The organism is Flavobacterium aquidurense, from assembly GCF_001404985.1.
GTDB classification, from domain to species: Bacteria; Bacteroidota; Bacteroidia; order Flavobacteriales; family Flavobacteriaceae; genus Flavobacterium; species Flavobacterium aquidurense_B.
In genome coordinates, this window is the sequence record NZ_JRLF01000011.1 from 21,824 (window position 1) to 48,209 (window position 26,386).

The following is a 26,386-nucleotide window of genomic DNA, read 5'->3' on the forward strand; positions in this document are numbered from 1 at the left end:
AACAAGAAATATTTCTATTTATTCTATAGAATTTCCAATATCAGTTGTTTTACAATACAGCATATCAGCTAGTTTATTGATGAAAGTGTTATATTTACTATAATTCAAAAAATCAATACTTACAAAACAGGATTACAGACCCGAAAAAATTAATCAGAAATATAGTCGTTTAATTGCTACTCTTTTTTTATTTAAAAATAATGTTTCCTTATTCTCAAATTTTAGAGGGATATTTTTTAAAAGACATTGTATACTTAGTCTAAATAAGCATAAATTTGCTGCAGAATTTTAGTCACTCTATTATAAGATTAACAAAATCTTTGCTGAATCTATTTTATTAACTGTAATACTCCACACTTTACAACTTATAAACAGATTTAAAAAATAGCATATTTATGAAGAAAGGATTTAAAAAAAACATTGGATTATTACACTTATGGCTTGGCCTGGGTTCAGGTTTAATTGTTTTTATAGCGGCATTAACCGGAAGTATTTTAGTATTTGAAAAAGAAATCGACAAAGCCATAAATCCTGAATACTATACGGTTACTACAATTGGCACTACTAAAAAAACCATCGATTATTGTACAGACATACTCCAGAAACACTATTCGATAAAAAAGATTACCCGAATCTATACTTTTAATGATCCTGCCCGAACTATTCAGGTCCTGGGAAAAGATGCTGATAAAAAAGCACAATTTTTTTCTATTGATCCATACACCGGAAAAGTTCTGGCAACAACGCCTCAGGAAAGCCGGTTTTTTGTTGTAGTCCTTTCTATACACAGACAATTGTTAATGGGTGATTTTGGAGAAATTATCACAGGAAGTTCATGTCTCATCTTTGCTTTTATGCTTATTTCCGGTATGATTTTGTGGTGGCCAAAAAAGATAAAAAACCTGAAACAAAGGTTAACTGTTAAATGGGGCGCTTCTTTTAAAAGGGTCAATTGGGATTTTCATTCGACTTTTGGTTTTTACAGCTTCTTAATTTTATTGCTTATTTCCCTAACCGGATTATCATTCGCTTTTAGCTGGTTTCAGGATGGTGTTTATTTTCTGGCTGACGGAACGACCAAAAAACCATCGGCAAAAGTAAAAAACCCAACAAAAATAGATCCCAAACTAAACAATACGGCCTTTTATCAAAGTATTTACAATGCTGCAGACAGTATTTTTCCGTACAAGGGGAATATCCAGATCAGGATGCCGGTTGATACCATTAATAGTATTTTAGTATTAAAAGAATATTCAGAAAAAACAATTCCCAATCAATCGAGCGCCGCTTATTTTGACAAATATACAGCCGCGGAAATTGAGGCAAGACCTTATGAAAAATTTTCAAACGGAGACAAAATAAGACGTTTGAACTACCCTATTCATACCGGAAGTATTTACGGATTGCCAACGAAGATCATCGCATTTTTAGTCTCTCTTTTTGCCTTAACCTTACCTGTTACAGGATTATTAATATGGTTGGGGAAAAAGAAAAAACAGAAAAAGTAAACTTAAAAAGGGCGAAAGAAAAATTTTTCTTTCGCCCTTTTTAAATCGTTTTTCATGTAAATAAAATTCAGCTTTGTTTTTGGGAATTATGAAATTTAAGACTTAATCGGATTTACTGCAAGATTCTGTACTCTGTATCGGTTGAAAATCATGAAAACTACAACTACAATAAAGATTAGTGAAATGTTAGCGAACCCCAATAATAACTGACTTTTTACGGCATATAAATTTACAAAACCATAGCTAAATAAGGAGCTTAACATATAGGTTCCTCCGCCTGTAAGCCCGCTTGCCACTCCGGCATTTTTAGAAAAACGACTGAGACAATAACCATAAATATTATTAAAAATAAACCCGCCACAAACATTGATTCCCATCGTAAAACCTATCAATGTATAAATATTACTGGTTATAGAAGCGGTAGAAATCATCAGCAATACCAGAATAACCTGTACCGTTACGGCAATTGTCACTTTGTTGGCAAGTGGTTTATGAATCAATGACTTGGCAATAATACCACCTGTCATAACAGCGAGACCGGACAACAAAGAACTGTAACCTGTTGTAATGGCTGAATATCCCAATACGCGTTCTACAATAAAAGGACTCGATAAACTATAAACGACTACAAGACCAAAACAGATCGCAAGAATCAAAACCCCTAAAGTAAAATCACCTGATTTTAGCATTCCGGAATAGGTTTGTGCAATGGTTTTTAGCTTAAATGGATGAAAATATTTTAAAGATTCTCCACTATATAAAAGTTCTAAAATCAGAAAAAGAAATGATAATCCGCCAAGGAAATAAAAATTGGATCTCCAGCCAAAACTATGTTCTAAGTATCCTCCTAAAAAAGGCGCCATAATGGGTGCACAAGCCCAAATAATAGAAAATAAACTAATATAACTTTTGAGTTTTTCGCCTGAATAAAGATCAACAAAATAAGCACGTTTTGCAATTACAATAAAAGCAATGGCAATTCCCTGAATGATACGCATGGCATAAATAACATAAATATCAGGAACCAAAGCAATGACAAAACTGGTAACCGAAAATACGGCAAGCGACGCAATATTAATTTTAAAACGTCCGAAACTGTCGAGGATACTGCCTATAAAAATCTGGCTTACGCCGAGGCTAAACATAAAGAAAACAAGCGAAAGCTGAATAGCTCCCGCTGAAACATGCAAATCTTTTGCCATGGCAGGAAGCGAAGGCAAATAAATATCTGTTGCAAATCCGGATAACGGAATAAGTGACAAGGCTAATAAGGTACTGAAGCCCTTATGATTTTCTTTTAAATTTCTCATTTTTTAAAATTAATTAGTATTAAAATAGACCGATCGGTCTATAAAAGTTCAAAAAAAAACTACAATACATAGTTTTCGAATTCGGTTTTTATACTGTCCAGAACAATTTTCATCTGATCATCACTTCCTAAAATTTTTCTACATAAAATAGCTCCTTCAATCATAGCAAAAACTTTGATGCTAAAATGCTCCGGATTTATAGCTGCTGACAATTCTTTATTATTGATACCATCTTCGACTAAAGTAAAAAATCTGTTTTGGGCAGAACGAATGGCTTTTTTTACCTGTTCTTTCATGGCAGGATTGGTATCGTCTGCTTCTGCTCCAAAATTCAAAATCGGACAACCGTCTTCCGTATTTGTATCATTGGCATACACATTCAACAAATTAAAAAGTTTCTCTTTTGCCGATTTTCCTTCAGCTACAGCTGTATTTAATTTTGCAGCGAGTTGGGATCTTAAATAAAGAAATGATTCTTTGCAAATCTCTTCCTTGTTCTCAAAATTTCCGTAAATACCTCCTTTTGCAAGTTTTGTCGCTTCCATAATATCAGTCAATGAAGTACCCGCCATTCCCTTTTTGTTGATTATAGGAGCCGATGCTTCAATAATAAATTGTCTGGTTCTTTCTGCTTTACTCATCGCTTTTAATTTGAGAGAACAAATTTAGACCGTTCGGTCTTTATTCGCAAATATTTTAACTTTTATTTTGCAATGGCCCACAGATTTACGGATTTAATGGGTTGATATGGGGTTTTATTTTTTTAATATTTATCATTCACGACAAACCCGACAGGTTTTAAAAACCTGTCGGGTTTGTAACATGCAACATATCTCAAACCGTAAATAAACGATTTATTTCGGAAAATAATTACCTTTCAAAACAAGTTTTACAGAACCTATTGCAACAGCTAAAACGACAATATTCATCAGACAAAATATAATTATTGCTAGTACTGAAACGGTAAAATCACCGTTTTTCAAAGCAAAAACAGAAAGTCCCTGAGATAATGTGGCAATCCCAAAAGTATATGCCCAATATCCTGGTGCAAAAGTTTGCTCTCTAAGCCATTTTATGGCAAAAGTTATAGCTACAAAAATGAATAATGCATATCCCATTAAACCATAAACAATAGGAATGCTTAAATTATTACCACATAAAACCTGATACGCTACAAATAAAATTACTGCCGGCGCCATGTAGATTCCCATAAAATTTCTGGTTTTCGATCCAAGTCCGCCAACGGTTAATTGTTGTGTAATTACAGAATCCATGATAAGCCACGAAATAGTTCCGATTCCAAGAAGTACATATCCGTAATTCGTGTAGCCTAATAATCCGGCTACAAGTGCATTTACTAAGATGCTTGCTGTAAATGTCAGGAATAATGATGGTGTTGTATGTTCGGTTTGACGTTCTTGTGTCCATAAACCCGAAAGTTTATAAGCACCGTAAATAAGATTTAAGATTGATCCTGTCCAAAACAAAAAAACAGCAATAGACAAACTATAAATATGAACTGCAATTGCCATTAATATGATAGATTCCGGAATCAAAGCCAGAAACGAAGATTGTACAGGATCGTTGAACTCTGTTATAGCTAATTTTCTGTGCTTGATCCATTTGTTGCAATACAAGATAAGCCACCATACAAATGAAATCACTGCTAATCCTTCTAAAACTTCGCCAATATAAAAAGGCAAATTCCATAAGGAAGAGGCATTTCTCCAGGCATTTCCGGTTTCGGCTAATCCTAATGTCATGGCAAAAAATGATGCCGGAGCAATTGGCAATGTACTCTTTTGTTTTTGAAATTCTTGTTGTGCGGTTGTGTCTGCTAATTTGTTCATTATTAAAATATTTAATTTAACTTTGAGCAAAATTATACTGATTTAAACAATTTTAAACTGTAATATCATTCGTTAATTTAGTAATATCCTGTTATGGTAAAGAACAATATATACCTGCCTTATGAAGTTGTTTTTAAAGAAATAAATGAATCGCTGCATACAGAAGCAGGTAATAATTTCTTTGAATTGCTTTATATTGTTTCAGGAACAGGAATTCAAATCATCAATGAAAACCGATTATCATACGAGCCCGGTCATCTTTTTTTGATTACGCCTCAGGATTCCCATTCGTTAGAAATCAATAGTTCAACTGTTATTTTTCAATTGCGTTTTACTGATATTTATATTAAAAATGGTCCTTTTACTTCTAATAATCTTTACAAATTAGAATATATCCTGCAACATGCCCATCATCAGCCGGGTTGTATTCTTAAAAGAATTACAGATAAGAATCTCGTTCATCCGGTTATTGAAGCGATCCGGCACGAATATTATAATCCAACTTTATATAATACAGAGCTGATTCAGTTATTAATCAATACTTTGATTGTTATTATTGCCCGAAATATATCTGAATATCTTCCGGAAAACATCAACAAACAATCTGATGCAAAAGCACATACGCTTCTAGAATATATTCAAACTCACATTTATGAGCCAGAAAAGTTGAGTGTAACGGTTATGAGTGAGAAATTTGGAATTTCAGAAACGTATCTTGGAAGGTATTTTAAAAAACAAGCGAATGAAACGCTGCAGGATTATATCTCAAAATACCGAATAAAACTGGTCGAAAACCGATTGCTTTATAGTGATTTGCGTGTGGGAGAGATTGCAAATGAACTGGGTTTTAATGATGAAAGTCATTTGAATAAAATATTCAAAAAACACAGAGGTACTACTCCATCTGCTTTTAGAAAAAATAAGGTGAAATAATTCTATTCTAATCCACACATTTTAATCTAATTAAGAATACTTATTTCTAAATTTTATTTAATACAATAACTTCAAAATTAAATCAACTTACAGATTGTCTGTTTCAACTTTTAAATCGTCCGTTTCAGCATAATTTCAATTTAAACTTAATGGCTTATGGCGCAAATTTGTCCTGTAAATCAAACTTAAAAAATAGAAATCATGAGTACAAAAACAACAAAAATTATTTACTGGACCGGAATCGTATTAACTTCTTTATGGTTTGGTGCGAGTGGCTTTTTTGAGCTAACCACAAACCCAATTGTTTGGAAAATTACACAACAACTGGGATATCCTGAACATTTTATTTATTTACTTGGCGTGATGAAAGTTGCAGGAGTAATTACTTTATTAGTACCAAATAAATTATTAAGATTGAAAGAATGGGTATTTGCAGGAATCTTTTTTGATATCATTTTTGCTTTCTTTTCTAAACTTGCCGTATTGGGTTTTCCTGCCACTATCGATGCTATAATTGCTTTTATAATGGTAAGTGTAACTTACATTATGTTTAGAAAATTGTATGAGGCAACTTATAGCACAAAAGACTACATTACTTCCCTATAAATCAAACAATTACCAAATAGAAAAAGTGCTTAAGATTTTTTCTTAGGCATTTTTTCTACTGCTATAATCAATAATTTAAAATATAACACAATGAAAAATACTCTTTTAACAGCTGCAATACTATCGCTTTCAGGGCTATTCTCCCTTAATTGTTTTATGTTTCCGGACAGTTATGAAGAACTAACCGGAAAATTAAAATCAGAAAAAATTAAAGCTGAAACCTCTAATAATAACGGATTTGCGGTTGTAGAACTTTTTACTTCTGAAGGATGTTCGAGCTGTCCTCCTGCCGATGAATTGATGGCAAAATTACAGAACGAAACTAAAGATCAAAACGTTTATTTTCTGGCGTATCATGTTGATTATTGGAATCGTCTGGGCTGGAAAGATCAATTTAGTTCAAACGAATTTACCGTTCGCCAGCAACAATACCAAAACTGGCTGAATCTTTATGTCATGTATACACCGCAATTTATCATAAACGGAACTACAGAATTTGCAGGCTATAATGAAGCAAGTCTTTCAAAAAAGATTTCTGATGCGATAACAATCAGACAAAATGTCGATCTGGAGATTGCAACGATAAATTCTGACAAAGATTCCCTGACAATTGATTATAAAACGAATCTTGTTGAGAAAAATACCAACTTGTTTATTACTACAATTCAAAAAGAAGCTATTTCGCAAGTAAAACGTGGCGAAAATAAAGGAAACACTTTGCATCATGTTCAGATTGTGAGACAGCTTAAAAGTTTTTCTTTAAAAAAAGAAGGGAAAATTGCAATTGAAAAACCGGCAAACTTCAACACAAAAGATTGGGAATTAATTGCTTTTATTCAAAATACTTCAACCGGGAAAATTTCCGCTGCTGCAAAAGTTAATTAGAAATAAGTATTGCCCACGAATTGCACGGATTTAAACAGATATTCACTGATTATTATTTTTTAAAGAATTAATAATCAGTTTTTTTATGCCACAGATTAAAACAATTAAAAAGATTTGTATTGGATCCCGTGAATTTTTTATACCGCAGATTTCGAAAAGTTTGTTTAAGTGGTATCCAGCTTTAGCTGGATTTAAATATTGTAATTACATAAGAGGCTTTAGCCAAAAAATTGCATTTGGCTAAAGCCCTTAGTTGAGATACAATTTATTCCTCTAGCTTAAGCTAGAGGAAATTCAGATTACCTATTCTCTAACCAACTCAAAAATGCAGTGGCTTTGTCTTTACCAACTAATAATTTTTCTTCTGTTGGGATTGTTAATTTGATGATTAGTTTGCGCGAGAAATAATGTTCTGCTTCTCTTATCGCCGAAAAGTTAACCAGATATTGCCTGTTGGTCCTGAAAAACTGAGTTGGAGATAAAAGTTTATGAACCTCATCCAGGGATTGCGTAATTTGATATTCGACCTTATCAAAAGTCATGATGGTCGGGGTTTCATTTTTAATATAGAAAAAAGCAATATTCTCTGTAAGAACGGTTTGATATTTATTATTTTTAAAAACCAAAAAACTGCTCTTTCCGGTATTCTCGCCGGTTCTGGTTAATAAATAATCAAAATCAGGCATGGCTTTTTTATTCCTTTGAAAGAAATTTTTCAATTCTCCTGCTTTTTTAATCGCCTGAGCAATACTTTCGCGTGAGAATGGTTTCAGTACATAATCAATTCCGTTAGATTTAAAAGCTTCGATCGCATAATCGTCAAATGCCGTACAGAATATTACGGGCGATAAAACCTCAACGTTTTTGAAAATTTCAAAACATAAACCGTCCGCCAGCTGTATATCCATAAAAATAAGGTCCGGCTGATCATTCTCTGATAAATAACTCACAGCACCGTCTATACTCTGAATATACGATAAAATTTGGGCATCAGGTCTGATACTCAAAATAAGCTGACCAAGTGCTTTGGCCGTTTTTACTTCATCTTCAATTATTACGATAGTCATAAATCATGGGTATTTTTACTTTAAAAATAGTTTCATTTTTCTCGATTTCAATTTCCTTGTGAATCAAATGCGAAAAACGCTGATTGATATTGTCTAATCCGACTCCGGTAGAAAATACACCTCTTTTTAGCTGTATTTTATTTTCGATTACTAAAAAATCACCTTCGGTATATAATTTTATATGCAAGGGTTTGTCTAAGGAAACCACATTGTGTTTTATACAGTTTTCGATTAGTAATTGCAACGTAAAGGGCGGAACAGCAGAATCGTATTGTCTTTCGTCGATTTGATTTTCTAAAACAAATCCGTCCTCAAAACGGGCTTTCAAAAGATAAACATAAGAATCCAGGATCTGAAGTTCTTCTCGAAGCGGAATCAAATCCATCTTTCTGCTTTCAAGTGTAAAGCGATAAAAATCAGATAATTTTAATATAAAATCAGAACTCTGAGGATCCTGAATATCCACCATCGATTTTAAGGTATTCAGACTATTAAACAAAAAATGCGGATTAACCTGTTGTTTTAAAAGTTCGTATTGTGCACCCAGGTTTACGGTTTTTGTACGTTCCAGTTCTACGCCCATTTGCTGGGTTTGATAGTTTTGAAAAAGCAAATGCAAAAACATATATACAATCAAATTGATCAAAACCCCTCTTAATTCAAACATAATTGGAGCGTCCATTTTTGAAATCTGAAAAAGTTCCTGATGCCCAATTACCAAAATAACCATCACCAAAATACCCATTATCACACTTAGTAATAATTTCCAGTTGAATAAACTTTGGTTCGTGCGCTGCGAAGAAAATTTAGGCAAACTATACATGTTGTAATACCATATAAAAATGGAAAACAATAATGTGATCGAAGAGTTTATAATAATGTCGCCGGATGTAGAATCGGCATCAAATAATTTAGGTATCGAAGCAAGAATTGCCAATGCTATAGAACTTCCCCATATTACTTTAGGAGAAACCTGAAAGCGTTTTACTTTTTCCATATTTTGTATTTATTTTTAATCTTGCTTTGGTAAAGATAGAATATTTTAAAAGTATTTTTCTATCTGAAAATGCGTTCTTAATTATAAAAAAAAGACTCTGTTTTACTATTAATCTATATCAATTAATACTTTATATAACACATTCAAAATAATTGAATTTATGATCTTAATATGATTATTTTTATGTTTTATAAGTCTTTAATAATAACTCCATTTTAAATTTTATAGGCATTTTTCTTGTTACAAATAGCGTAACAACGACAATCAATGCAGAAGGATGAACTTTTGAAAGGAGTATTTAGAATTGAAATGAGTTTTTTTATTAATAATAAATTAGAAAATATAGCCAATCCAAGTATTTGATCATTTATAAATTGTATCACCTTATCTAAACTATTACTAGAATACAATTTAGTATTAGATTTTGCAAAAAAAAATGCTTTTAAATGATACTATAAAAAAATATTTCACATCAAGATGCAAAGAAAAACAAACAAAGGATAAAACTTACCGTCTTACGTCTGCTCAAGAATAATGATGTAAAATAAAAACCTCTCCAGTCGAAGAGGTTTTTTGTTTTTGTCATTACAGAATATTAATCGTAACATTAATATTTCCTCTTGTAGCTTTAGAATAAGGACAAGTTTGGTGCGCTGCATCTGTTAGTTTTCTGGCGACTTCAGGATCGATTCCCGGAAGACTTACATTAAGACGTGCCTGCAGAGAATATTCTCCATCTGCAACACACAAATCTACCTCTGCATCTACTGCTGTTTCTGCCGGAACTTTGATTCCTAATTTTGAAGCCGCAATTCCCATTGCTCCAATAAAACAAGCAGACCATCCTGCTGCAAAAAGCTGTTCCGGATTTGTTCCCGGACGAGATGTTCCCGGTGAACTCAGTTTAATGTTTAATTGCTCATCTGAACTTAAAGAAGCTCCTTCGCGACCACCTGTTGTATGTGTTTTTCCTGTGTACAATACTTTTGTTTCCATGATTTTTAATTTTAGACTTAAGATTTTAAATTATTTTATATTTGAATGTTTATCGGGTTACATCAATGATCGCCTGAGCAAATGCTTTTGGATCTTCTTGAGGAACATTGTGCCCGATTCCTTTTAAGATTCTGTGTTCGTATTTACCGATGAATTTATTGGCGTAGGCTTTTCCATCGGCGAAAGCTCCATCAAAATCACTTGCGATTGTAATAGTCGGAACTTTTATTGCTGGTCGTGCCGCTAATTTCTTTTCTAAACTATCGTATTTAGTTTCGCCTGCTTCCAGAGATTGGCGCCATCTGTAATTGTGAATTACGATTGCCACATGATCGGGATTATCAAAAGATCGTGCCGTTTGATCGTAAGTTGCTTTGTCAAAATTCCATAGCGGAGAAGCAATTTTCCAGATTAGCTTATTAAATTCATAAGTGTTTTGGCTGTAGCCGAGTTTTCCTCTTTCTGTAGCAAAATAATATTGATACCACCATCCCAATTCGGCTTGAGGAGATAACGGTTTTAAATTGGATTCCAGGTTCACTACCAGATATCCACTTACAGAAACCAATCCGTTTAGGCGTTCCGGCCAAAGTGCTGCCATAACTACTGCTGTTCTTGCTCCCCAATCGAATCCGCCAATAATGGCTTTATCAATTTTTAGTGCATCCATAAAAGCAATAATATCACTTGCCAATGCTGCCTGCTGTCCGTTTCTAAAAGTCTCTTTAGAGAGGAAAGTTGTTGTTCCTGATCCTCTTAAATACGGTGTAAGAACTCTGTATCCTTTTGAAACTAAAATAGGAACTACCTCATTATAACTGTGAATATCGTAAGGCCATCCGTGAAGCAAGATTACCGGAATTCCTGTTGAAGATCCTGCTTCTGTGTATCCAACATTTAATAATCCGGCATTGATTTGTTTTAAGGTTCCAAGAGCACTTGCTGTCGTTATTTGTTTTGCAGATTGTGCATTTACAAATGTCATCGTAAAAAATAAAGCAGCGATCAAAAGCATTTTAGATGCTATTTTAGTAAAGCTGTTTTTGTTTATTGGTGTTGTTTTCATGATTATTATTTTTTAATGGTTTGATTATTAGTTTATTTCTTCGTCAAAAGTATTGCGATAACAACCGCTGTACAATTAGAAAATAGCTCAAACGGACGAAGTACAACCTGAAACGGACAAACCAAAATCTGAGTTTTTTATTTTTTCAGTACCAGAATAGGTTTTCCTTTTTCAACGATATAAGTAGCCAGTTCAGAAGCTTTAGTATTCGTATGATTCTTTGCTGAGTGATACTTTCCTGCGGGAATAAAAAGTACTTCTCCTGCTTTTAAGGTTACCGGAGCTTCATCCTCAATCTGATATTCTAACGCGCCTTCAAGCACATAGATAACTTCTTCTCCCGGATGGGCATGTTTCCCAAACGCGGTATGAGCATCAAAATCAATTCTGGCCTGAACCATTTCTTTCCCCGGAATACTTAATTTGTGTTGTTGTAAATCCGTTCGTTTTATTCCGTTTTGTTGTGCCTGAGCGTTCGATGGGGCGAATAATGTAATAAGTCCTACGATCATCATTGCGTATATTTTATTTGTTTTCATTTTTTCATTTTTTAGTTTTTGATTACGTGTTAAATATTATTTCACGCAGATTTAAAAAGATTTAAGCGGATAACTGCAGATTAATTTTAATGAAAATCTAAAATTAAATCTGTTCCAATCTGTCAACCGAGCGATAGCGAACAGGCGAAGCAAATCTGCGTGAACCAAAATTATTTTAATCTTAATAATTCTATCTGACTCTTTGTCAAAGTCACGAAACCTATTAGATATATTCTACTATTGCTTATTTTCTCAATGATTTAAAAGCGGCACGAAGTTCTTCAGTAAAAAGTTGTGGTTCTTCCCAGGAAGCAAAATGACCTCCTTTTGATACTTCATTAAAATAGATCAGGTTTTTATAACTTTTCTCTGTCCAGCTTTTTGGTGCCTGATAAATTTCTCCAGGAAAAACAGTTACTGCAACCGGAATTTTTATATCGTTTGTTTTTTGTTCTGCCACATTAAAGTTGTTGGTATTATTTTCCCAATACAATTGTGCCGATGAATTTGCGGTATTTGTCAACCAATACAAAGTAATATCATCGAGCATTTCGTCTTTTGTAAGCGATTTTTCTGCGTTTCCGCCACTATAAGTCCATTCGTTGAATTTGTCAAGGAAAAACGAAGCCAATCCCACTGGAGAATCCGTAAGTCCGTAGCCTAAAGTCTGAGGACGCGTTACCATCATTCCGGCATAACCACCGCCTTTGGTATATAATTTATTAAGAGATACAAAAGCGGCTTTTTCCTTAACCGATAATCCTGCAGGAGCGGGATCTCCGTCTTTTAATGCTTTCGCAATATCAGCAGGAACTGTTGCCGGCATATTTACATGAATTCCCAATAATCCTTGCGGAGCCTGACGCGCCATAGCATCTGCAATCACAGAACCCCAATCGCCTCCTTGAGACACATAGTTTTTGTATCCTAAACGTTTCATTAAAACATCCCACGCATTTCCTATTTTTTCCGGTCCCCAGCCTGTTCCTGTTGGTTTTTCTGAGAAGCCATAACCGGGCATTGACGGAATTACAAGATCAAAGGCGTCTTCGGCTTTTCCTCCATAAGCGGTAGGATCTGTTAACGGACCAATTACTTTTAAAAGTTCAAAGAAAGATCCCGGCCAGCCATGAGTAATTATTAATGGTAATGCATTTTTATATTTTGATTTGATGTGAATGAACTGAATGTCTAATCCATCGATATTGGTTACAAATTGAGGTAATGCATTTAGTTTGACTTCCGTTTTACGCCAGTCATAAGTAGTTCCCCAATATTGTACAAGGTTTTGAATTTGCTGTAATTTAACTCCTTGCGACTGATCTGTAACGGTTTCTTTATCCGGCCATCTAGTAGCATTTACACGAGTGCGAAGGTCAGTTATGGCTTCCTGAGAAACACTAATGTGATACGGACGGATTGACTCTGCATCATTTTTAGTTTTTGACTGATCTTTTTGTGCAAATCCGGTTGCTGCAATCATCATAAATGTTCCTGCTGCAATTGCGTTCAGGAATGTCTTTTTGTTTTTGTGAATTGTTTCCATTTTGATTTTAAATTATGTTATTGTGATTAATTTCTTTGTCAAAAGTATCTCGACAATACACGGTTTAAAATCAGTAAATAGTCTAAACGGGCGAAGTTGAACCCGAAACGGACATTGTGAAAGTTGAAAGTTTTAAAACGATTTTAAAGTACTATTGTCATTTCGACGAAGGAGAAATCACACGAGAAATTCCGCATGCCACATCCCCAATCTTTGTCGAATTACGTGTGTGATCTCTCCTTCGTCGAGATGACAAACTTTTGCTTACATTATCTTTGTCAAAGTTTAAAACTTTGACAAAGGTTTGCGCAATCTTTGACGAGCAACTTGTGGAGATTCTTCGTTCCTCAGAATGACAAATATTGTCGACAACTTTGTGTTACAGCATTTATAAACCCGACAACTGTCGGGTTTGGCAGAACTATTATAAATGAAAAAAGACCACCTTTTGGGCAGCCTCTTATATTTTTTTATATCTATTTATCCCTTCAAATCATCAAAATAAGCATTCGTTTCTTCTATAAGAGAATGCATCAATTCTTTGGCTTTGGTATGTTTTAAAATTGGAGCAATTTGTCCGCCCCAAAATAAAATCATATCCCATTTTTGCTGATCAAGTGCAGCTTTTCGCAATGGCGATATCAGTGTAGTTTGCAACGGAAATGGCAGAACATTTTCTTCCTTGCCTGAAATTTCCCTGGCAATTCTACTCGTTAATCCCCTGCCTAAACGTCCTGTGTAAGCCTTGGATAAAGTGGTATATTTTGCTGCATCAGAGAATAACATTTCTTTGTGAATTGGTAATGCATTCGATTCATCGCAAGCCAAAAACGCAGTTCCAACCTGAACGGCACTTGCCCCTAAAGCCAGTGCTGCAGCAACTCCTTTTCCGTTTGCGATTCCGCCCGCAGCAATAATTGGTGTTTTTACTTTTTCACGAATGAGCTGCAACAACACAAAAGTTCCTGTTAAAGATGATTCGGCTGAAGCCAAAAACGAAGGTCGGTGTCCGCCTGCTTCAAAACCCGATGCAATAATCATATCTACTCCCGCTGCTTCCAAGAAAATAGCTTCGTCTAAAGTTGTTGCAGCACCAACAGTTGCAATTCCGGATCGTCGGCATTGCTCTAAAACATCGGCCGAAGGAACGCCAAACATAAAGCTGAATACTTTTGGTTTTACATCTAAAATTACCTCTAATTGATTTTCAAATCTGGATTGAAATGGTGATGGTTTTTCCGGTAACGGAATCCCAACTTCATCAAAATAAGGTTTAAAAAATTCCGTTGTTTTCTTATACTGTTCGTCTGATAAACCAGATTGCGGAATATCATGATCTGATACCCAGAGATTGATGTTATACGGTTTATCTGTTGCCGCTTTTAATTTTTTGTCTACATCAAATATTTCCTGAGGAGACATTGTATAAGCTCCATATCCTCCAAGTCCTCCCGCGTTTGAAACCGCAGCAGTTAATTCTACTGTTGACAAGTTTCCGCCAAATGGTCCTTGCATGATCGGATAATCAATGCCTAATAATTTCGTAGCTTTTGTATTGTACCACATTATTTCTACGTTTTAAAGTTATTGGCTTACATCTGTCAACATTTTATTGACGATGAACCATTTTCCGTTAATGTTATGGAAAGATAAAAAATCCCGATAATTAAAGTCATACATTTTAACATTAATTTCGGCTGTCGCTATTGAATTTACTACATTAATCTTCAGGATTTCTCCCTTAAAAGGTTTTCCGGAATCTTTAGGGCTTTGTCTGTTTTTTACACCATCAAGATAAAGATCTACCGTTTTAAAATAAGGCTGCCCTTTTATATCTCCAAAAAGTAAAGCGCCTTCATAAAAAATACTTCCTAAACGTATTTCATCTCCTTCGTAAATTCCTTTAAAATAATAATTTTCTAATGCATCAGTAATTGCTGATACGTCTGCCTGATTTTCCATTTTAGTGTTATTTTGAGCTTTTATGCCCTGCAAAGTACAGAGCATAAAAGCAATTAATAAAATAGTTTTCATTTAATTATAAGTTATGTCCAGCGCCTTTACCACCGTCAACATTGATGATTGAACCGGTAATAAAACTGCTTTTTGCAACAGTATATACCATCTCAGCCACATCGTCAATCTCTCCTACTCTGTTTACCAGATGTAATCCGGCACTTTGATCTGCTTTATCACCGTGCATTGGTGTACGTATAACGCCGGGAGCTATCGTATTGATACGAATATTTTGTTTGCCAAATTCGGCTGCTAACTGAATCGTTAAGGCATGAATAGCGCCTTTGCTTGATACAGGAGCCGAAGCCGGCCATCCGCCTAATCCGTGGTTCACCAAAGGTGTTCCAATGTTTATTACAACACCATCTTGTTGTTTCAACATTTGCGGAATAACTGATTGTGTAGTAAAATAAGTTCCTTTTAGGTTTGTGGTCAAAAATTTATCCAGATAAGCTTCATCAACTTCAAGGAATGGTTTGCTGTCGAAGATTCCGGCATTGTTGACCAATACATCTACAGAACCAAATTTTTCTAAAGCGATTTTTACCAATTCTTCTCCCGTTTGTTTTTTGCTCACGTCTCCGGCAAACATTGCCAGATTATCTCCTGCTCCAAATTCGTTGTAAGCACTTTTTAATGCATCCGGCGTTAATGAATTGATCACCACATTGTCACCTCTGTCCAGAAAGTATTTAGCGATTCCTTTTCCAATTCCGGATGCTGCTCCGGTAACGATTATAGTTTGTTTTTTCATGATATTTATTTTTTATCGGCAGTGATGCCTTTTTCTCTTAATACTGATACCTGATCTCCTGCGTAACCCCAATCGTCGAGTTCGATTTCCTGAATTACAACGTGGGTCAAATGCGGATCTTTGTTTAATACATCGGTAATCAAATTTGTGATTCCGCTTATTAATTCTTGTTTTTGCTCGCGGGTAACGCCTTCGCGGGTCAATTCGATTTTTACGTAAGGCATGGCTTTAGTTTTTAGATTGTGCTGAAAATGTAGCTTCGGCAGTAATATTAAAATCCAACTCAAAGTCGTTGTAAATTAATGTATCGCCTAAATCTTTGAAGAAATTTCCTGAACGAAATTTGATATCGTATTTGGTACGGTCAATGATCAGTTTACCGGCAAGATAAAGTGTGTTTTGATTGCTTTTTACTTCGGTTTCAAAACCAACAAGATGTGTGATGTCTTTTATGGTAAGATTACCTTCAAGATAATAAGTATGGTTTGAAACTTCTTTTACAGAAAGAATATCAAATGCTGCAGTTGGGAATTTTTCGATAGAGAAAAAATCATCTGATGCCAGGTGCCCTGCAAATTGTGCATTTGTATCCGGATCTGTCACATCCAGAATCTTTATTGTGGAGGTATTAATAACAATATTTCCACCATTTATTTTTCCGTCATTCAAAATAAAATGACCTTCTTTGATACCAATTGTACCATTGTGTGCACCGGTAACTTTTCTACCAGTCCAATCGATGTTACTGTTTGAACTATCGATTTTAAAATTTGTTGTTTCCATTTTTATTGTATTTAAAAGTACAATACAAAGGAACGGCGAGTATGAAAATTGGTTACGTGATGTAGATCACAATATTTTTTTTTTAGGTTCAGAGGTGCAAAGGTTCAGAGGGACAAAGATTTTGTTTCGCGCTGGTTTTTTACTTATTGTTGATTTTCTTATCTCACTAATTTTTTAATAGAGCAAAGGTGCAAAGCTTCTGTTTCAAAGATTGTGCAGGTTTAGTTTTAGAATTAGTTCTTAATAAAACATTTGCGTTTATCTGCTTAAATCTTTTTAAATCTGCGTGAAACAAAATCCTCTAAATCTATGCCCCAAAAAAAAACTTTATGGATTATATAATCTACTCAGGGTTTCTCTTGAAACTCCTAAATAAGCGGCAATTAAATGCTTGGGAACCAAATTGTAAAGTTGCGGATATAATGCCAATAGTTCTTCGTAACGAATTTTGACATTATTATTCATAAAAGATAAAAGGCGTTTTTGAGAAGCGATATATCCTTTATTGGTTCTCCAACGGAAAAAATGTTCAACCTGATGAAATTCTTCACAAAGTTTCTCTCGATCACCGTTCGAAAGGCAAAGTAATTCGACATCTGTAATGCAATCTACATTTATGGTTGCAGGAGTTTGATTGTACAAAGCTGTATAATCAGATGTCCACCAGGTTGGCATCGCAAATTGAAGAATGTACATTTTGATCTCATCATTGATAAAAAAAGCTTTCAGACAACCTGAAATTACAAAATACTCACAATCGACTTTATCCCCTGCTCCAATAATTGTCTGGCCTTTTTTGAAAGACTGAGGTTTAAAATGTGAAAAGAAATAATCGAATTGATCGTCTGTCAACGAAGCCGTTTTGGCGATATGCTGTTGTAGGATTTCTTTGGAGTCCATTTTTTTTTAAGATACTAAGTTGCTAAGTCTCTAAGATTCTAAGTTTTTGAAAAAGGATCAAAAGTACTGAGTTTTTGAGTTGCTAAGTTACTGAGTTTTTTTTGAAAGGTTAAAAGATGCAAAGTTTTTGACCTGATTATTATTTATCAAAACATCTTTTATAATGCAAAAAAAGACACATTGCTATGCGCCACTACAATAAAAACTTAGCAACTCATAATCTTAGAGACTTAGAACCCTAAACTAAAACCATCCCGCCATCCATAATAAAGTCGGCTCCGGTGATGAATTTTGAGGATTCACTGCTAAGATATGCAACCATTTTGGCAACATCTTCAGAGGTTCCCATTTGTTTTAACGGCACTTTATCGACCACTACATCCATAATGTTTTTAACGGTTTCTTTATCTAAACCAACTTTGTTCATAACCTCAGTTTCTGTTGGACCGGGACTAACGGAATTTACTCTGATTTTTCTTGGCGCCAATTCTAAAGCAGCCGATTTCATTACAGAATTAATGGCTGTTTTGCTCGAAGAATAAATCGATGATCCGGGACCGGGCATACTTGCCGTGTTAGAAGAAAGAAAAACGACTGATGCCCCGTCTTTTAGTATTGGAATAAATTTGCTTAGGGTAAAATATGCACCTTTGAAATTTACATTTATGATACTGTCAAATAATGTTTCTGTGGCTTGTTCTATATTTCCTAATCCGGCAATTCCTGCATTAATAAAAAGAATATCGACAGTACCAAAATCTTCTTTTACTTTTAATGCCAGATTTTCGATATCAGCAATATTAGACTGATCTGCAACAATGGCTTTTACTCCTAACTCAAGAGCCGCTTTATCTATGGCTTCTTTTCTGCGGCCCGTAATAATAACGGTTGCACCTTGTTGTTTTAATTGTTTTGCTGTTGCGTAACCTATCCCGCTATTTCCGCCTGTGATAACTGCAACTTTATGATTTAAATTGTCCATTTTTTATGTTTTAAAAATTAATAGGACAAAGTTAGATCTGAAAACATATTGCTTTTTTAATGGTATCACAGAGTATACTTAAATGCTTTTTTTACCATATAAGTGATATAAGTTCATTTAAATTTGGAACGTTAAAACAGCAAGTGCTTATAATTCCTTATATCACTTATATGATTTAAAAGAATCCAATTCGCACTAGCTCATAATTTTCTTATATCACTTATATGGTGAAAAAAAATGTTTTTATATATTAGTTTAAAAAATTGTTATGGAAAGAAATCAGAAAGAAGAGTTTCAGGCGCTTCAGGATACATTATATGTCTTGGGAGGAAAATGGAAATTGCCAATCATAAATTCGATCTGTAACGGAAACAATCGTTTTAAGGAAATCCAGCAGAGTATTCCCGGAATTACATCCCGAATGTTATCGAAAGAACTTAAGGATATGGAACTTAATAATCTGGTAAAAAGAACCGAGGATCGTGATGCAAAAGTGCCAATACTTTATGAATCTACTCCTTATTGTCAATCTTTTGGCCCCATTATAACCGAAATGATCAATTGGGGGATTTCACATAGAAAACATATTAAAAACAGAGTAGAGAAATAAATTACAATCGGGAAGCCCTCCAACTTCGGCCTTGGTGATAATAGAAAAAATCTTGGTCCCGATAGCTATCGAAGATAACGACTTAAGAAACCTTTGAACCTATTCTTCGCTTTTTAACTGCAACGCTCTTTGCAAAAAGCTTTGATGCATTAATTTGGTTTCGGCTTCGTTAATCGCCTGAAGTAAATTGTTTTGATTGTCTGCTATTTCTTTAAGAACGCTGGACATTACATCCCAGACAGGTTTCATTTTCACAATCAGTTCCTGCCCTTTTGGTGTAAGTGAGATCAATCTTTTACGCTCGTCTACTTTGTCTTTTTTAGAACGAATTAGCTTTTGTTTTTCAAGTTCCTTTAATAAACTAATGGTCGAAGGATGTGTGTAACCTATTTCGTTTGCAATTTCTACAACGCTCAAAACTTCTTTATGATGCAAAGTATAAACTACCGGAAACCATTTGGGTTCAAAGTCGATTCCGTATGATTTATAAAATAGTGCACCATCTTTTCGCAATTGCTCACTAAGACGCTGTAATCGTGTTGAAATGGCTAAAATCCCTGATTCATCAATTATATTCATCGTTACTTTTTTAGTTTTAAATGACAAAATACATTGTCGGCACTCATTACAGGAAAAGTATTTGGAAGCGATTCTTTCTCGATTCGTATAAAATTATTTCTTTCATAAAAACGCAAAGCAGCTTCGAGTACTGTTATTGTTCCCAAATATAAATCTTCAATTTGATTTTTGGTGCAATAATCAACCAAAGTGTCTAATAATTTCTGTGCAATAGAAAATTCTTTACCGCGATATTCCTTCTTCACAAACATTTTTCTAATGGCGGCCTGGGTATCGTTAAATTTCACTAAAGCAATTGTTCCCACCAATTCATCATCTACAAAAGCGCCCCAAAAGTGACCTCCGCCTTCATAATAAAAGTTTTTTATGTTTAATAAATCCGGTTGGTCTTCGATGGTGATAGGAACATTAAATTCTTTTTGCTGAATGTTTAAAATTAAATCTACGATTTCCCTAGAATATTTATTTTCGATTGGAATAATTTGTGGTTTCATATTTTTTGAATTTATTACACAAAACTACGTAGTTAAATACATAAATAAAAATATTTCATTGAAAATTGATATTTTTTTGTTTCACGCAGATTAAAAAAAAGATTTAAGCAGATATCGCAGATTATTTTTATTATTCTTTGTCAGTAGCAAATTTGTAAAATCTCTTTAAATCAGGTCAAATCAGCAGAATCTGTGTGAAATACACTTTGTACTTTGTCAAATTATTTGAATCAGATTCAAACACGAAATGTGAAAATTATCATAAAAAATCAAATTATTTTGTTTTTATGACCAATCGGTCATATATTTGTACTCGATAAATGAAAAATATCATGACAAAGGGAGAAGAAACCAGACAATTCATTATAGAAAAAGCAGCACCTATTTTTAACACAAAAGGAATTGCTGCAACCGCTATGAGTGATATTATGGAGGCTACAAAATTGTCTAAAGGCAGTATGTATGTACATTTTGAAAACAAAGATGTTCTTGCCTGCGCTGCGGTAGATCATAATATGAAAATATTAGGTGATAAACTTTTATCTGCCATAAGCAAAAGCAAAACCGCAAAAGAAGAACTTTATACTTATATCGATTTTTTTAGCAATGCTGTAAATCCCCCACTTACCGGTGGTTGCCCGTTATTGAATTTTGGAACAGAGGCTGATGATACCAATCCCGTTGTAAAAGAGAAAATCAATAAAGGCTGTAATGCTAATCAGCAATTATTGGCAAGTATTATTAGTAAAGGAATTGCCAACGGAGAATTTAAACCAGAATGGAATGCCGAAGAGTTTGCAGTCGTTATGTTTGCAATGATGGAAGGCGGTCACCTTATTTCAAGAATGTCTGGAAGTAATGATAAGATGAAAGTCATAATCAAAACCCTAAAAAAAATAATAGAGGAAAACACACTCTAATTTTTTTTTATCATAAAAATGACCGAACGGTCATTAATAAATAAAAATATAATCAACAATTTATAATCACCAACTAATATTAAACATCATGTCAAAAACAATTTTAATTTCAGGAGCATCAAAAGGGTTTGGAAGAGCCTGGGCAGAAGCATTTTTAGCAAAAGGATACAATGTAGCAGCAACAGCGAGAAATATTGATACTCTGGCCGACTTAAAAGCACAATACGGTGACGCAATTTTGCCTTTGAGCTTAGACGTAAATAACCGCGAAGATTCATTTGCTGTTGTAGAAAAAGTAAAACAACATTTTGGTACAATTGATATCCTGATTAATAATGCAGGTTATGCACAAAACGGAGCCGTTGAAGAAGCCAGCGAAACAGAAGCCAGAGCACAATTTGAAACGAATTTCTTTGGTACTCTTTGGTTAACTCAAGCTGTTTTGCCTATTATGAGAAATCAAAAAAGCGGTCATATCATACAGGTTTCTTCAATTTTAGGAATAACAACCTTACCAAATTTAGGACTTTATAATGCTTCGAAATTTGCTGTAGAAGGTCTTACTGAAACATTATCACAAGAAGTTAAACAATTTGGAATCAATGTAACGCTGGTTGAACCAAATGGATATGTTACGGATATTTGGGGTAACGGATTCAATAGTAAAAGCATCGACGCTTATGACGGAATTAGAAAAGCAATAGAAGAAGGACATGATCCTGACACTTTCGGGAAAACAAGTGCTACAGTTCCGGCAATTGTAAAACTGGTTGAAGCTGAAAATCCTCCTTTACGTCTATTTTTAGGAAAAGTAGCCTTGCCGTTTGCAAAACAAATATACGAGCAAAAATTAGCAACATGGGAAGAATGGGCTGACGTATCTGTAGCAGCTCACGGATAATTTTTTTAAAATTTTATATAGCACAAAGGGTGAAAGTCATTAAACTTTTACCCTTTTTGTTGTTTTTATAATTTAAACAAAGGACTTAGAAAAAAAATGAAATTATGTAAATTCTGAAGAAAATTATATAACTAATTGTCCTGATTTTAAAATAATTTCATGCAATGAAAAATACTGTAATTTTATTAGTAGATGACGACGAGGATGACTGCGAACTTTTTATCGCAGCAATAGCTTCTTTGAATAAAAATATCATCACTACTATTTCCAATAATTCATTAGAAGCATTAAATAACTTAAAAGCAGCAACAGTCTTGCCTGACTTTATATTTCTGGATATGCAGATGCCTTATCTTAGCGGAGCAGAATTCATACAGCAATTGAGACAAATTCCTGAACTTAACAAAATTCAGCTTGTTGTTTATTCATCACATACACACGATACATTAAAAAAGTTAACCAACGAATTTGACTCAGTACAAATATTTACCAAACCTAATAATTTTCAGGAATTGGTAAGGACACTGGATAACATAATTGGATAAGAAATCATGTAACATTTAAGGAAAAAAGTATAAATTCTAAACTTGTCTAAGTCAGTAACTTTGGGTAAAGTTTTACCACTAACACCTTAACTGCTATGCTGCTGCAATTTATCTCCAACTTATTTGAAAGCAATGAACCTGATCAAAATCAATATGATATTGTCATTCAGATCAATGATAAAGTTTCACCTGCAGATAAACGAAATCTTTATCTGTTACCTTTAAATGATTTTTTAACTTCAAAAAATTATGGTGAGATTTCCGGTGGCGGAATTCTTAAGGAGGAACCGGGAGAAATTATTTTTTGCGATATTCATGTCAAATTTCATCAGGAAAAAATAAATGAAAATATCTTAAAAGATATCATGATTTATCTTGAGGATTGTGGTGCTCCAAAGGGATCAAAGATCATTATCGAAAAAACACATCAGGAAATTCCGTTTGGTAAAAACGAAGGAATTGCCATTTATCTGGATGGAGAAAACTCAGAAGAAAAAAATCAGGAAACTTATAATCTAGATTTCGTTCAGTCTGAAATTTCAAGAAGAACAAATACTACACAATCTGCTGAAAGATTCTGGAAAGGAAATTCGACAACAGGATTATACTTTTATGGGCAATCTTACGAAAAAATGAAAGATGAAATATCACATTTTATGAGTTCATATCCTTTGTATAAAAGTGCGAGAATTGCTCAAATAGCTTAATAAAGTTATGAAAGTCCCACTATTAGCATTCAACGATAAAGGCATATATTGCCAGCAGGCAGATGTATATCTTGATCCGTGGCGTCCGGTTACAAATGCCATCATTACGCACGGTCATGCAGATCACTCGCGTTGGGGACATCAAAATTATATCACGCATCATACGAATGTACCTATCATAAAACACCGTCTTGGCGATATTAACGTTACAGGAAAAGACTGGAACGAGACTTTTACTGTAAATGGTGTAAAGTTTTCCCTTCATCCTGCAGGTCATATTATAGGTTCTGCACAAATACGGGTAGAATATAAAGGTGAAGTCTGGGTTTTTACAGGCGATTATAAAACCGAAGATGACGGAATCTCGACTCCATACGAGGTTGTAAAATGCAACTCTTTTATAACAGAATGTACTTTTGGATTACCTGCTTTTAAGTGGACTCCACAGGCTGAAGTAATGACGGACATCAATAATTGGTGGGCAGAAAATCGTGCCGAAGGAAAAACATCTGTCTTATTTGGATATTCATTAGGAAAAGCGCAACGTTTATTAAAATACCTCGACACGAATATTGGCACAATATACACGCATGGCGCAATCGAAAACATGACCGAAGTTTTAAGACCAATGGTTCATTTTCCGCCAACAACAAGAGTAACACCAGCAACTAAAAAAGAAGATTTACTGGGGAGTATTGTTCTTGCTCCACCAAGCGCTCATGGCTCTACATGGATTAGAAAAATGACGCCTTTTGTTACCGGTTCTGCAAGCGGATGGATGACTTTTCGTGGTGCAAGACGACGACGCGCCGTAGACAGGGGTTTCGTTTTAAGCGATCACTGCGACTGGACAGGTTTACTCGAAAGCATTAAAGCAACCGGAGCCGAAAAAGTAATTTGTACACACGGTTATTCAGATATATTCTCTAAATATCTTCAGGAATTAGGATATGATGCCAGAACTGCTCATACTCAATATGAAGGTGAATTAGGAGAAATGGATTCTAAAAAAGATGTTGAGGAAGAAATAGGTAGATTAGAATAAAGAATATAGAGAATAGAAAATAGAAAATAGATTAAAGAGCCAAGAAGCTAGAAGGAAGAGAATACTTTTAATCAGTTCGTTTTCTCTATTGAATCTTCAGTCTTGTCTCTTGCATCTCTTTAAAAAAATAAGAAAAAATGAAAAACTTTGCCGAACTTATAAAAGCGCTTGACAGTTCTAATAAAACTTCGGTAAAAGTAGATGCTTTGACCAATTATTTCATGAATGCGAGTAATGAAGATAAGGTCTGGACGATTGCAATTCTTTCGCATCGTCGTCCGCCAAGACCGGTTAATACTACATTATTGCGATTATGGGCAAATGAACTTGCTAATATTCCACTTTGGCTGTTTGAAGAAAGTTACCATATTGTAGGGGATTTAGCTGAAACAATAGCTTTGGTAATCCCAACTACAAAAGAACATTCTGATAAAAGTTTAACTGAATATCTTCAGGAAATTATTGCCCTGAAAAAGAAAACGGATATCGAGAAAAAAGAATATCTGCACGAGAACTGGCTGGCATTAAATTATTATGAACGTTTTGTTTTTACCAAATTAATTACCGGAAGCTTCAGAATCGGTGTAAGCCAGAAATTGATGACACGTGCGCTTTCAAAAGCTGAAAACATTGATGAAGATGCTCTTGCACATAAATTGATGGGCGACTGGAATCCAAATACCATCACATTTCAGGAATTAATTTTAGACGAAAAAAACAGCGATTATTTATCAAAACCTTTTCCGTTTTACCTCGCCTATCCTATCGAAGGAGAACCAGCAAATCTGGGAAATCCAGAAGATTGGAGTGCGGAACACAAATGGGACGGAATTCGATCGCAAACTATTATTCGTGATAATGAAATTTTTGTCTGGAGCCGAGGCGAAGAATTAGTAACTGATAAATATCCGGAATTTGCTTCTTTCATTGGTATAATTCCTGATGGAACTGTAATCGATGGGGAAATTCTACCGTTTATCGAAAACGAAATCGGAACTTTTAATGATCTCCAAACCAGAATTGGACGAAAAACAGTCTCGGCTGCAATCCTGAAAAAATCACCGGTAATTATAAAAGCATACGATTTATTAGAATGGAAAGGTCAGGATATTCGAAATCTTCCTTTTGAGGAAAGACGTATATTATTAGAGCAATTATATGAAGATATTAAACACAACGATATCCCGCTGCAACTTTCAGAACGAGTAAAATTTTCGACCTGGGAAGAATTAACAGAAGAAAGATTGCGTTCCCGCGAAATGAGAAGCGAGGGTTTAATGATCAAGAGAAAAGATTCTCCTTATCTCGTGGGAAGAAAAAAAGGCGATTGGTGGAAATGGAAAATTGAACCTTTGGTAATTGATGCTGTTCTTACGTATGCTATGCGCGGGCACGGACGACGCTCGAATTTATTTACCGATTATACTTTTGCCTTATGGCAGAATAACGAAAATAACGAACGTGAATTAGTGACATTTGCTAAAGCTTATTCAGGTCTAACAGATGCCGAATTTAGAATGGTAGATGATTGGATTAAGAAAAACACACTGGAAAGATTTGGTCCTGTTCGAAGCGTAACGCCACAATTGGTTTTTGAAATTGGTTTTGAAGGAATTGCACTTTCTAAGCGACATAAAAGCGGAATTGCAACTCGGTTTCCGCGGATTTTAAGATGGCGACATGATAAAAAAATAGAGGAAGCAAATTCTATTGAGGATTTGAAAGATATGATTCTATAGGGATTGTTGTTTATACAAATAGCACGCGGATGACGCGGATTCTCTAAAGAGAAAACACGGATGGGCGCGGATTTTTTATTTTTCTATCCGTATTTTTTTTCATCAAGA

General features: G+C 34.5%; 29 protein-coding genes. 11 read left to right on the top strand and 18 right to left on the bottom strand.

All coding sequences use genetic code 11. The features are described from left to right. Positions 1-395: 395 nt before the first annotated feature. A complete protein-coding gene (locus RC62_RS10570) occupies positions 396-1,508 on the top strand; it encodes a PepSY-associated TM helix domain-containing protein (protein ID WP_055095190.1) in 1,113 nt (370 codons plus the stop codon). A gap of 95 nt (positions 1,509-1,603) precedes the next feature. Here RC62_RS10570 and RC62_RS10575 read toward each other — a convergent pair whose 3' ends face one another. The 3 genes from RC62_RS10575 to RC62_RS10585 form a co-directional block, all read right to left on the bottom strand. Next, positions 1,604-2,818 (bottom strand): MFS transporter, encoded by a 1,215-nt coding sequence (locus RC62_RS10575; protein ID WP_055095191.1) that lies wholly within the window; start codon positions 2,816-2,818, stop codon positions 1,604-1,606. A 59-nt stretch (positions 2,819-2,877) separates the two neighbouring features. After that, positions 2,878-3,459: a TetR/AcrR family transcriptional regulator gene (locus RC62_RS10580; protein WP_055095192.1), complete on the bottom strand. Its 582-nt coding sequence runs from the start codon at positions 3,457-3,459 to the stop codon at positions 2,878-2,880. Positions 3,460-3,672: 213 nt separating this feature from the next. After that, entirely contained in the window at positions 3,673-4,668 is a 996-nt protein-coding gene (locus tag RC62_RS10585; protein WP_055095193.1) for a hypothetical protein, read from the bottom strand. Positions 4,669-4,761: 93 nt separating this feature from the next. Here RC62_RS10585 and RC62_RS10590 point away from each other — a divergent pair, with 93 nt between their 5' ends. The 3 genes from RC62_RS10590 (at position 4,762) to RC62_RS10600 (ending at position 7,092) form a co-directional block, all read left to right on the top strand. Beyond that, positions 4,762-5,601, top strand: coding sequence for a helix-turn-helix domain-containing protein (locus tag RC62_RS10590; protein WP_055095194.1), 840 nt, complete (start codon positions 4,762-4,764; stop codon positions 5,599-5,601). Between the two features lie 201 nt (positions 5,602-5,802). Beyond that, positions 5,803-6,207 carry a DoxX family protein gene (locus RC62_RS10595; RefSeq protein WP_055095195.1) on the top strand — a complete coding sequence of 135 codons (405 nt, stop codon included), beginning with the start codon at positions 5,803-5,805 and terminating at the stop codon, positions 6,205-6,207. A 90-nt stretch (positions 6,208-6,297) separates the two neighbouring features. After that, positions 6,298-7,092 (top strand): DUF1223 domain-containing protein, encoded by a 795-nt coding sequence (locus RC62_RS10600; protein ID WP_245176812.1) that lies wholly within the window; start codon positions 6,298-6,300, stop codon positions 7,090-7,092. 299 nt (positions 7,093-7,391) lie between these two features. Here the strand turns inward: RC62_RS10600 and RC62_RS10605 are convergent, their stop codons facing one another. From RC62_RS10605 to RC62_RS10665, 13 genes are all read right to left on the bottom strand, one after another. After that, positions 7,392-8,159 carry a LytR/AlgR family response regulator transcription factor gene (locus tag RC62_RS10605; protein WP_055095196.1) on the bottom strand — a complete coding sequence of 256 codons (768 nt, stop codon included), beginning with the start codon at positions 8,157-8,159 and terminating at the stop codon, positions 7,392-7,394. Beyond that, positions 8,140-9,156 carry a sensor histidine kinase gene (locus RC62_RS10610; protein WP_055095197.1) on the bottom strand — a complete coding sequence of 339 codons (1,017 nt, stop codon included), beginning with the start codon at positions 9,154-9,156 and terminating at the stop codon, positions 8,140-8,142. The genes RC62_RS10605 and RC62_RS10610 overlap by 20 nt, the downstream gene beginning before the upstream one ends. A 585-nt stretch (positions 9,157-9,741) precedes the next feature. Beyond that, positions 9,742-10,152, bottom strand: coding sequence for an organic hydroperoxide resistance protein (locus RC62_RS10615; RefSeq protein ID WP_055095198.1), 411 nt, complete (start codon positions 10,150-10,152; stop codon positions 9,742-9,744). A gap of 49 nt (positions 10,153-10,201) precedes the next feature. Then, positions 10,202-11,218 (bottom strand): alpha/beta fold hydrolase, encoded by a 1,017-nt coding sequence (locus tag RC62_RS10620; protein ID WP_055095199.1) that lies wholly within the window; start codon positions 11,216-11,218, stop codon positions 10,202-10,204. A gap of 137 nt (positions 11,219-11,355) precedes the next feature. Beyond that, positions 11,356-11,757 (bottom strand): cupin domain-containing protein, encoded by a 402-nt coding sequence (locus tag RC62_RS10625; RefSeq protein ID WP_055095200.1) that lies wholly within the window; start codon positions 11,755-11,757, stop codon positions 11,356-11,358. 244 nt (positions 11,758-12,001) lie between these two features. Next, positions 12,002-13,303 (bottom strand): epoxide hydrolase family protein, encoded by a 1,302-nt coding sequence (locus RC62_RS10630; protein ID WP_055095201.1) that lies wholly within the window; start codon positions 13,301-13,303, stop codon positions 12,002-12,004. 480 nt (positions 13,304-13,783) lie between these two features. Next, complete coding sequence (locus tag RC62_RS10635) at positions 13,784-14,869, bottom strand: NAD(P)H-dependent flavin oxidoreductase (protein WP_055095202.1); 1,086 nt, start codon at positions 14,867-14,869, stop codon at positions 13,784-13,786. A gap of 18 nt (positions 14,870-14,887) precedes the next feature. Next, complete coding sequence (locus tag RC62_RS10640; protein ID WP_055095203.1) at positions 14,888-15,337, bottom strand: nuclear transport factor 2 family protein; 450 nt, start codon at positions 15,335-15,337, stop codon at positions 14,888-14,890. Between the two features lie 4 nt (positions 15,338-15,341). Next, positions 15,342-16,073: an SDR family NAD(P)-dependent oxidoreductase gene (locus tag RC62_RS10645; protein WP_055095204.1), complete on the bottom strand. Its 732-nt coding sequence runs from the start codon at positions 16,071-16,073 to the stop codon at positions 15,342-15,344. A gap of 5 nt (positions 16,074-16,078) precedes the next feature. After that, positions 16,079-16,297 (bottom strand): tautomerase family protein, encoded by a 219-nt coding sequence (locus tag RC62_RS10650; RefSeq protein WP_055095205.1) that lies wholly within the window; start codon positions 16,295-16,297, stop codon positions 16,079-16,081. Between the two features lie 4 nt (positions 16,298-16,301). After that, positions 16,302-16,856, bottom strand: a complete 555-nt coding sequence (locus RC62_RS10655) for a YceI family protein (protein WP_055095206.1) — start codon at positions 16,854-16,856, stop codon at positions 16,302-16,304. Between the two features lie 327 nt (positions 16,857-17,183). Further along, positions 17,184-17,756 carry a Crp/Fnr family transcriptional regulator gene (locus RC62_RS10660; RefSeq protein WP_055095207.1) on the bottom strand — a complete coding sequence of 191 codons (573 nt, stop codon included), beginning with the start codon at positions 17,754-17,756 and terminating at the stop codon, positions 17,184-17,186. A gap of 238 nt (positions 17,757-17,994) precedes the next feature. After that, on the bottom strand, positions 17,995-18,738 hold the full coding sequence (locus tag RC62_RS10665; protein ID WP_055095208.1) for an SDR family oxidoreductase: 744 nt from the start codon (positions 18,736-18,738) through the stop codon (positions 17,995-17,997). Positions 18,739-19,006: 268 nt separating this feature from the next. Between RC62_RS10665 and RC62_RS10670 the strand changes: the two genes are divergently transcribed. After that, positions 19,007-19,348 carry a winged helix-turn-helix transcriptional regulator gene (locus tag RC62_RS10670; protein ID WP_055095209.1) on the top strand — a complete coding sequence of 114 codons (342 nt, stop codon included), beginning with the start codon at positions 19,007-19,009 and terminating at the stop codon, positions 19,346-19,348. Between the two features lie 99 nt (positions 19,349-19,447). Here the strand turns inward: RC62_RS10670 and RC62_RS10675 are convergent, their stop codons facing one another. Together RC62_RS10675 and RC62_RS10680 are read right to left on the bottom strand one after the other, a co-directional pair. Further along, positions 19,448-19,927: a MarR family winged helix-turn-helix transcriptional regulator gene (locus RC62_RS10675; RefSeq protein WP_055095210.1), complete on the bottom strand. Its 480-nt coding sequence runs from the start codon at positions 19,925-19,927 to the stop codon at positions 19,448-19,450. A gap of 2 nt (positions 19,928-19,929) precedes the next feature. Next, a complete protein-coding gene (locus RC62_RS10680; protein ID WP_055095211.1) occupies positions 19,930-20,421 on the bottom strand; it encodes a GNAT family N-acetyltransferase in 492 nt (163 codons plus the stop codon). Between the two features lie 332 nt (positions 20,422-20,753). Here RC62_RS10680 and RC62_RS10685 point away from each other — a divergent pair, with 332 nt between their 5' ends. The 6 genes from RC62_RS10685 (at position 20,754) to RC62_RS10710 (ending at position 26,278) form a co-directional block, all read left to right on the top strand. Further along, entirely contained in the window at positions 20,754-21,341 is a 588-nt protein-coding gene (locus RC62_RS10685; protein ID WP_055095212.1) for a TetR/AcrR family transcriptional regulator, read from the top strand. A gap of 88 nt (positions 21,342-21,429) precedes the next feature. Next, positions 21,430-22,242, top strand: a complete 813-nt coding sequence (locus RC62_RS10690; protein WP_055095213.1) for an SDR family NAD(P)-dependent oxidoreductase — start codon at positions 21,430-21,432, stop codon at positions 22,240-22,242. Positions 22,243-22,406: 164 nt separating this feature from the next. After that, positions 22,407-22,787: a response regulator gene (locus RC62_RS10695; RefSeq protein WP_055095214.1), complete on the top strand. Its 381-nt coding sequence runs from the start codon at positions 22,407-22,409 to the stop codon at positions 22,785-22,787. Positions 22,788-22,882: 95 nt separating this feature from the next. Beyond that, positions 22,883-23,494 (top strand): hypothetical protein, encoded by a 612-nt coding sequence (locus RC62_RS10700; protein WP_055095215.1) that lies wholly within the window; start codon positions 22,883-22,885, stop codon positions 23,492-23,494. A gap of 7 nt (positions 23,495-23,501) precedes the next feature. Beyond that, entirely contained in the window at positions 23,502-24,539 is a 1,038-nt protein-coding gene (locus RC62_RS10705; RefSeq protein ID WP_055095216.1) for a ligase-associated DNA damage response exonuclease, read from the top strand. A gap of 137 nt (positions 24,540-24,676) precedes the next feature. Further along, entirely contained in the window at positions 24,677-26,278 is a 1,602-nt protein-coding gene (locus RC62_RS10710; RefSeq protein ID WP_055095217.1) for an ATP-dependent DNA ligase, read from the top strand. Positions 26,279-26,386: the final 108 nt, after the last annotated feature.

Bases quoted from the DNA above. Each gene is read 5' to 3' on its own strand.
- RC62_RS10580 (WP_055095192.1), bottom strand. From the start codon at position 3,459: ATGAGTAAAGCAGAAAGAACCAGACAATTTATTATTGAAGCATCGGCT.
- RC62_RS10695 (WP_055095214.1), top strand. From the start codon at position 22,407: ATGAAAAATACTGTAATTTTATTAGTAGATGACGACGAGGATGACTGC.
- RC62_RS10605 (WP_055095196.1), bottom strand. From the start codon at position 8,159: ATGACTATCGTAATAATTGAAGATGAAGTAAAAACGGCCAAAGCACTT.
- RC62_RS10630 (WP_055095201.1), bottom strand. From the start codon at position 13,303: ATGGAAACAATTCACAAAAACAAAAAGACATTCCTGAACGCAATTGCA.
- RC62_RS10570 (WP_055095190.1), top strand. From the start codon at position 396: ATGAAGAAAGGATTTAAAAAAAACATTGGATTATTACACTTATGGCTT.
- RC62_RS10600 (WP_245176812.1), top strand. From the start codon at position 6,298: ATGAAAAATACTCTTTTAACAGCTGCAATACTATCGCTTTCAGGGCTA.
- RC62_RS10585 (WP_055095193.1), bottom strand. From the start codon at position 4,668: ATGAACAAATTAGCAGACACAACCGCACAACAAGAATTTCAAAAACAA.
- RC62_RS10575 (WP_055095191.1), bottom strand. From the start codon at position 2,818: ATGAGAAATTTAAAAGAAAATCATAAGGGCTTCAGTACCTTATTAGCC.
- RC62_RS10665 (WP_055095208.1), bottom strand. From the start codon at position 18,738: ATGGACAATTTAAATCATAAAGTTGCAGTTATCACAGGCGGAAATAGC.
- RC62_RS10640 (WP_055095203.1), bottom strand. From the start codon at position 15,337: ATGAAAACTATTTTATTAATTGCTTTTATGCTCTGTACTTTGCAGGGC.
- RC62_RS10610 (WP_055095197.1), bottom strand. From the start codon at position 9,156: ATGGAAAAAGTAAAACGCTTTCAGGTTTCTCCTAAAGTAATATGGGGA.
- RC62_RS10615 (WP_055095198.1), bottom strand. From the start codon at position 10,152: ATGGAAACAAAAGTATTGTACACAGGAAAAACACATACAACAGGTGGT.
- RC62_RS10590 (WP_055095194.1), top strand. From the start codon at position 4,762: ATGGTAAAGAACAATATATACCTGCCTTATGAAGTTGTTTTTAAAGAA.
- RC62_RS10620 (WP_055095199.1), bottom strand. From the start codon at position 11,218: ATGAAAACAACACCAATAAACAAAAACAGCTTTACTAAAATAGCATCT.
- RC62_RS10595 (WP_055095195.1), top strand. From the start codon at position 5,803: ATGAGTACAAAAACAACAAAAATTATTTACTGGACCGGAATCGTATTA.
- RC62_RS10670 (WP_055095209.1), top strand. From the start codon at position 19,007: ATGGAAAGAAATCAGAAAGAAGAGTTTCAGGCGCTTCAGGATACATTA.
- RC62_RS10685 (WP_055095212.1), top strand. From the start codon at position 20,754: ATGACAAAGGGAGAAGAAACCAGACAATTCATTATAGAAAAAGCAGCA.
- RC62_RS10650 (WP_055095205.1), bottom strand. From the start codon at position 16,297: ATGCCTTACGTAAAAATCGAATTGACCCGCGAAGGCGTTACCCGCGAG.
- RC62_RS10645 (WP_055095204.1), bottom strand. From the start codon at position 16,073: ATGAAAAAACAAACTATAATCGTTACCGGAGCAGCATCCGGAATTGGA.
- RC62_RS10705 (WP_055095216.1), top strand. From the start codon at position 23,502: ATGAAAGTCCCACTATTAGCATTCAACGATAAAGGCATATATTGCCAG.
- RC62_RS10710 (WP_055095217.1), top strand. From the start codon at position 24,677: ATGAAAAACTTTGCCGAACTTATAAAAGCGCTTGACAGTTCTAATAAA.
- RC62_RS10690 (WP_055095213.1), top strand. From the start codon at position 21,430: ATGTCAAAAACAATTTTAATTTCAGGAGCATCAAAAGGGTTTGGAAGA.
- RC62_RS10675 (WP_055095210.1), bottom strand. From the start codon at position 19,927: ATGAATATAATTGATGAATCAGGGATTTTAGCCATTTCAACACGATTA.
- RC62_RS10625 (WP_055095200.1), bottom strand. From the start codon at position 11,757: ATGAAAACAAATAAAATATACGCAATGATGATCGTAGGACTTATTACA.
- RC62_RS10700 (WP_055095215.1), top strand. From the start codon at position 22,883: ATGCTGCTGCAATTTATCTCCAACTTATTTGAAAGCAATGAACCTGAT.
- RC62_RS10660 (WP_055095207.1), bottom strand. From the start codon at position 17,756: ATGGACTCCAAAGAAATCCTACAACAGCATATCGCCAAAACGGCTTCG.
- RC62_RS10680 (WP_055095211.1), bottom strand. From the start codon at position 20,421: ATGAAACCACAAATTATTCCAATCGAAAATAAATATTCTAGGGAAATC.
- RC62_RS10635 (WP_055095202.1), bottom strand. From the start codon at position 14,869: ATGTGGTACAATACAAAAGCTACGAAATTATTAGGCATTGATTATCCG.
- RC62_RS10655 (WP_055095206.1), bottom strand. From the start codon at position 16,856: ATGGAAACAACAAATTTTAAAATCGATAGTTCAAACAGTAACATCGAT.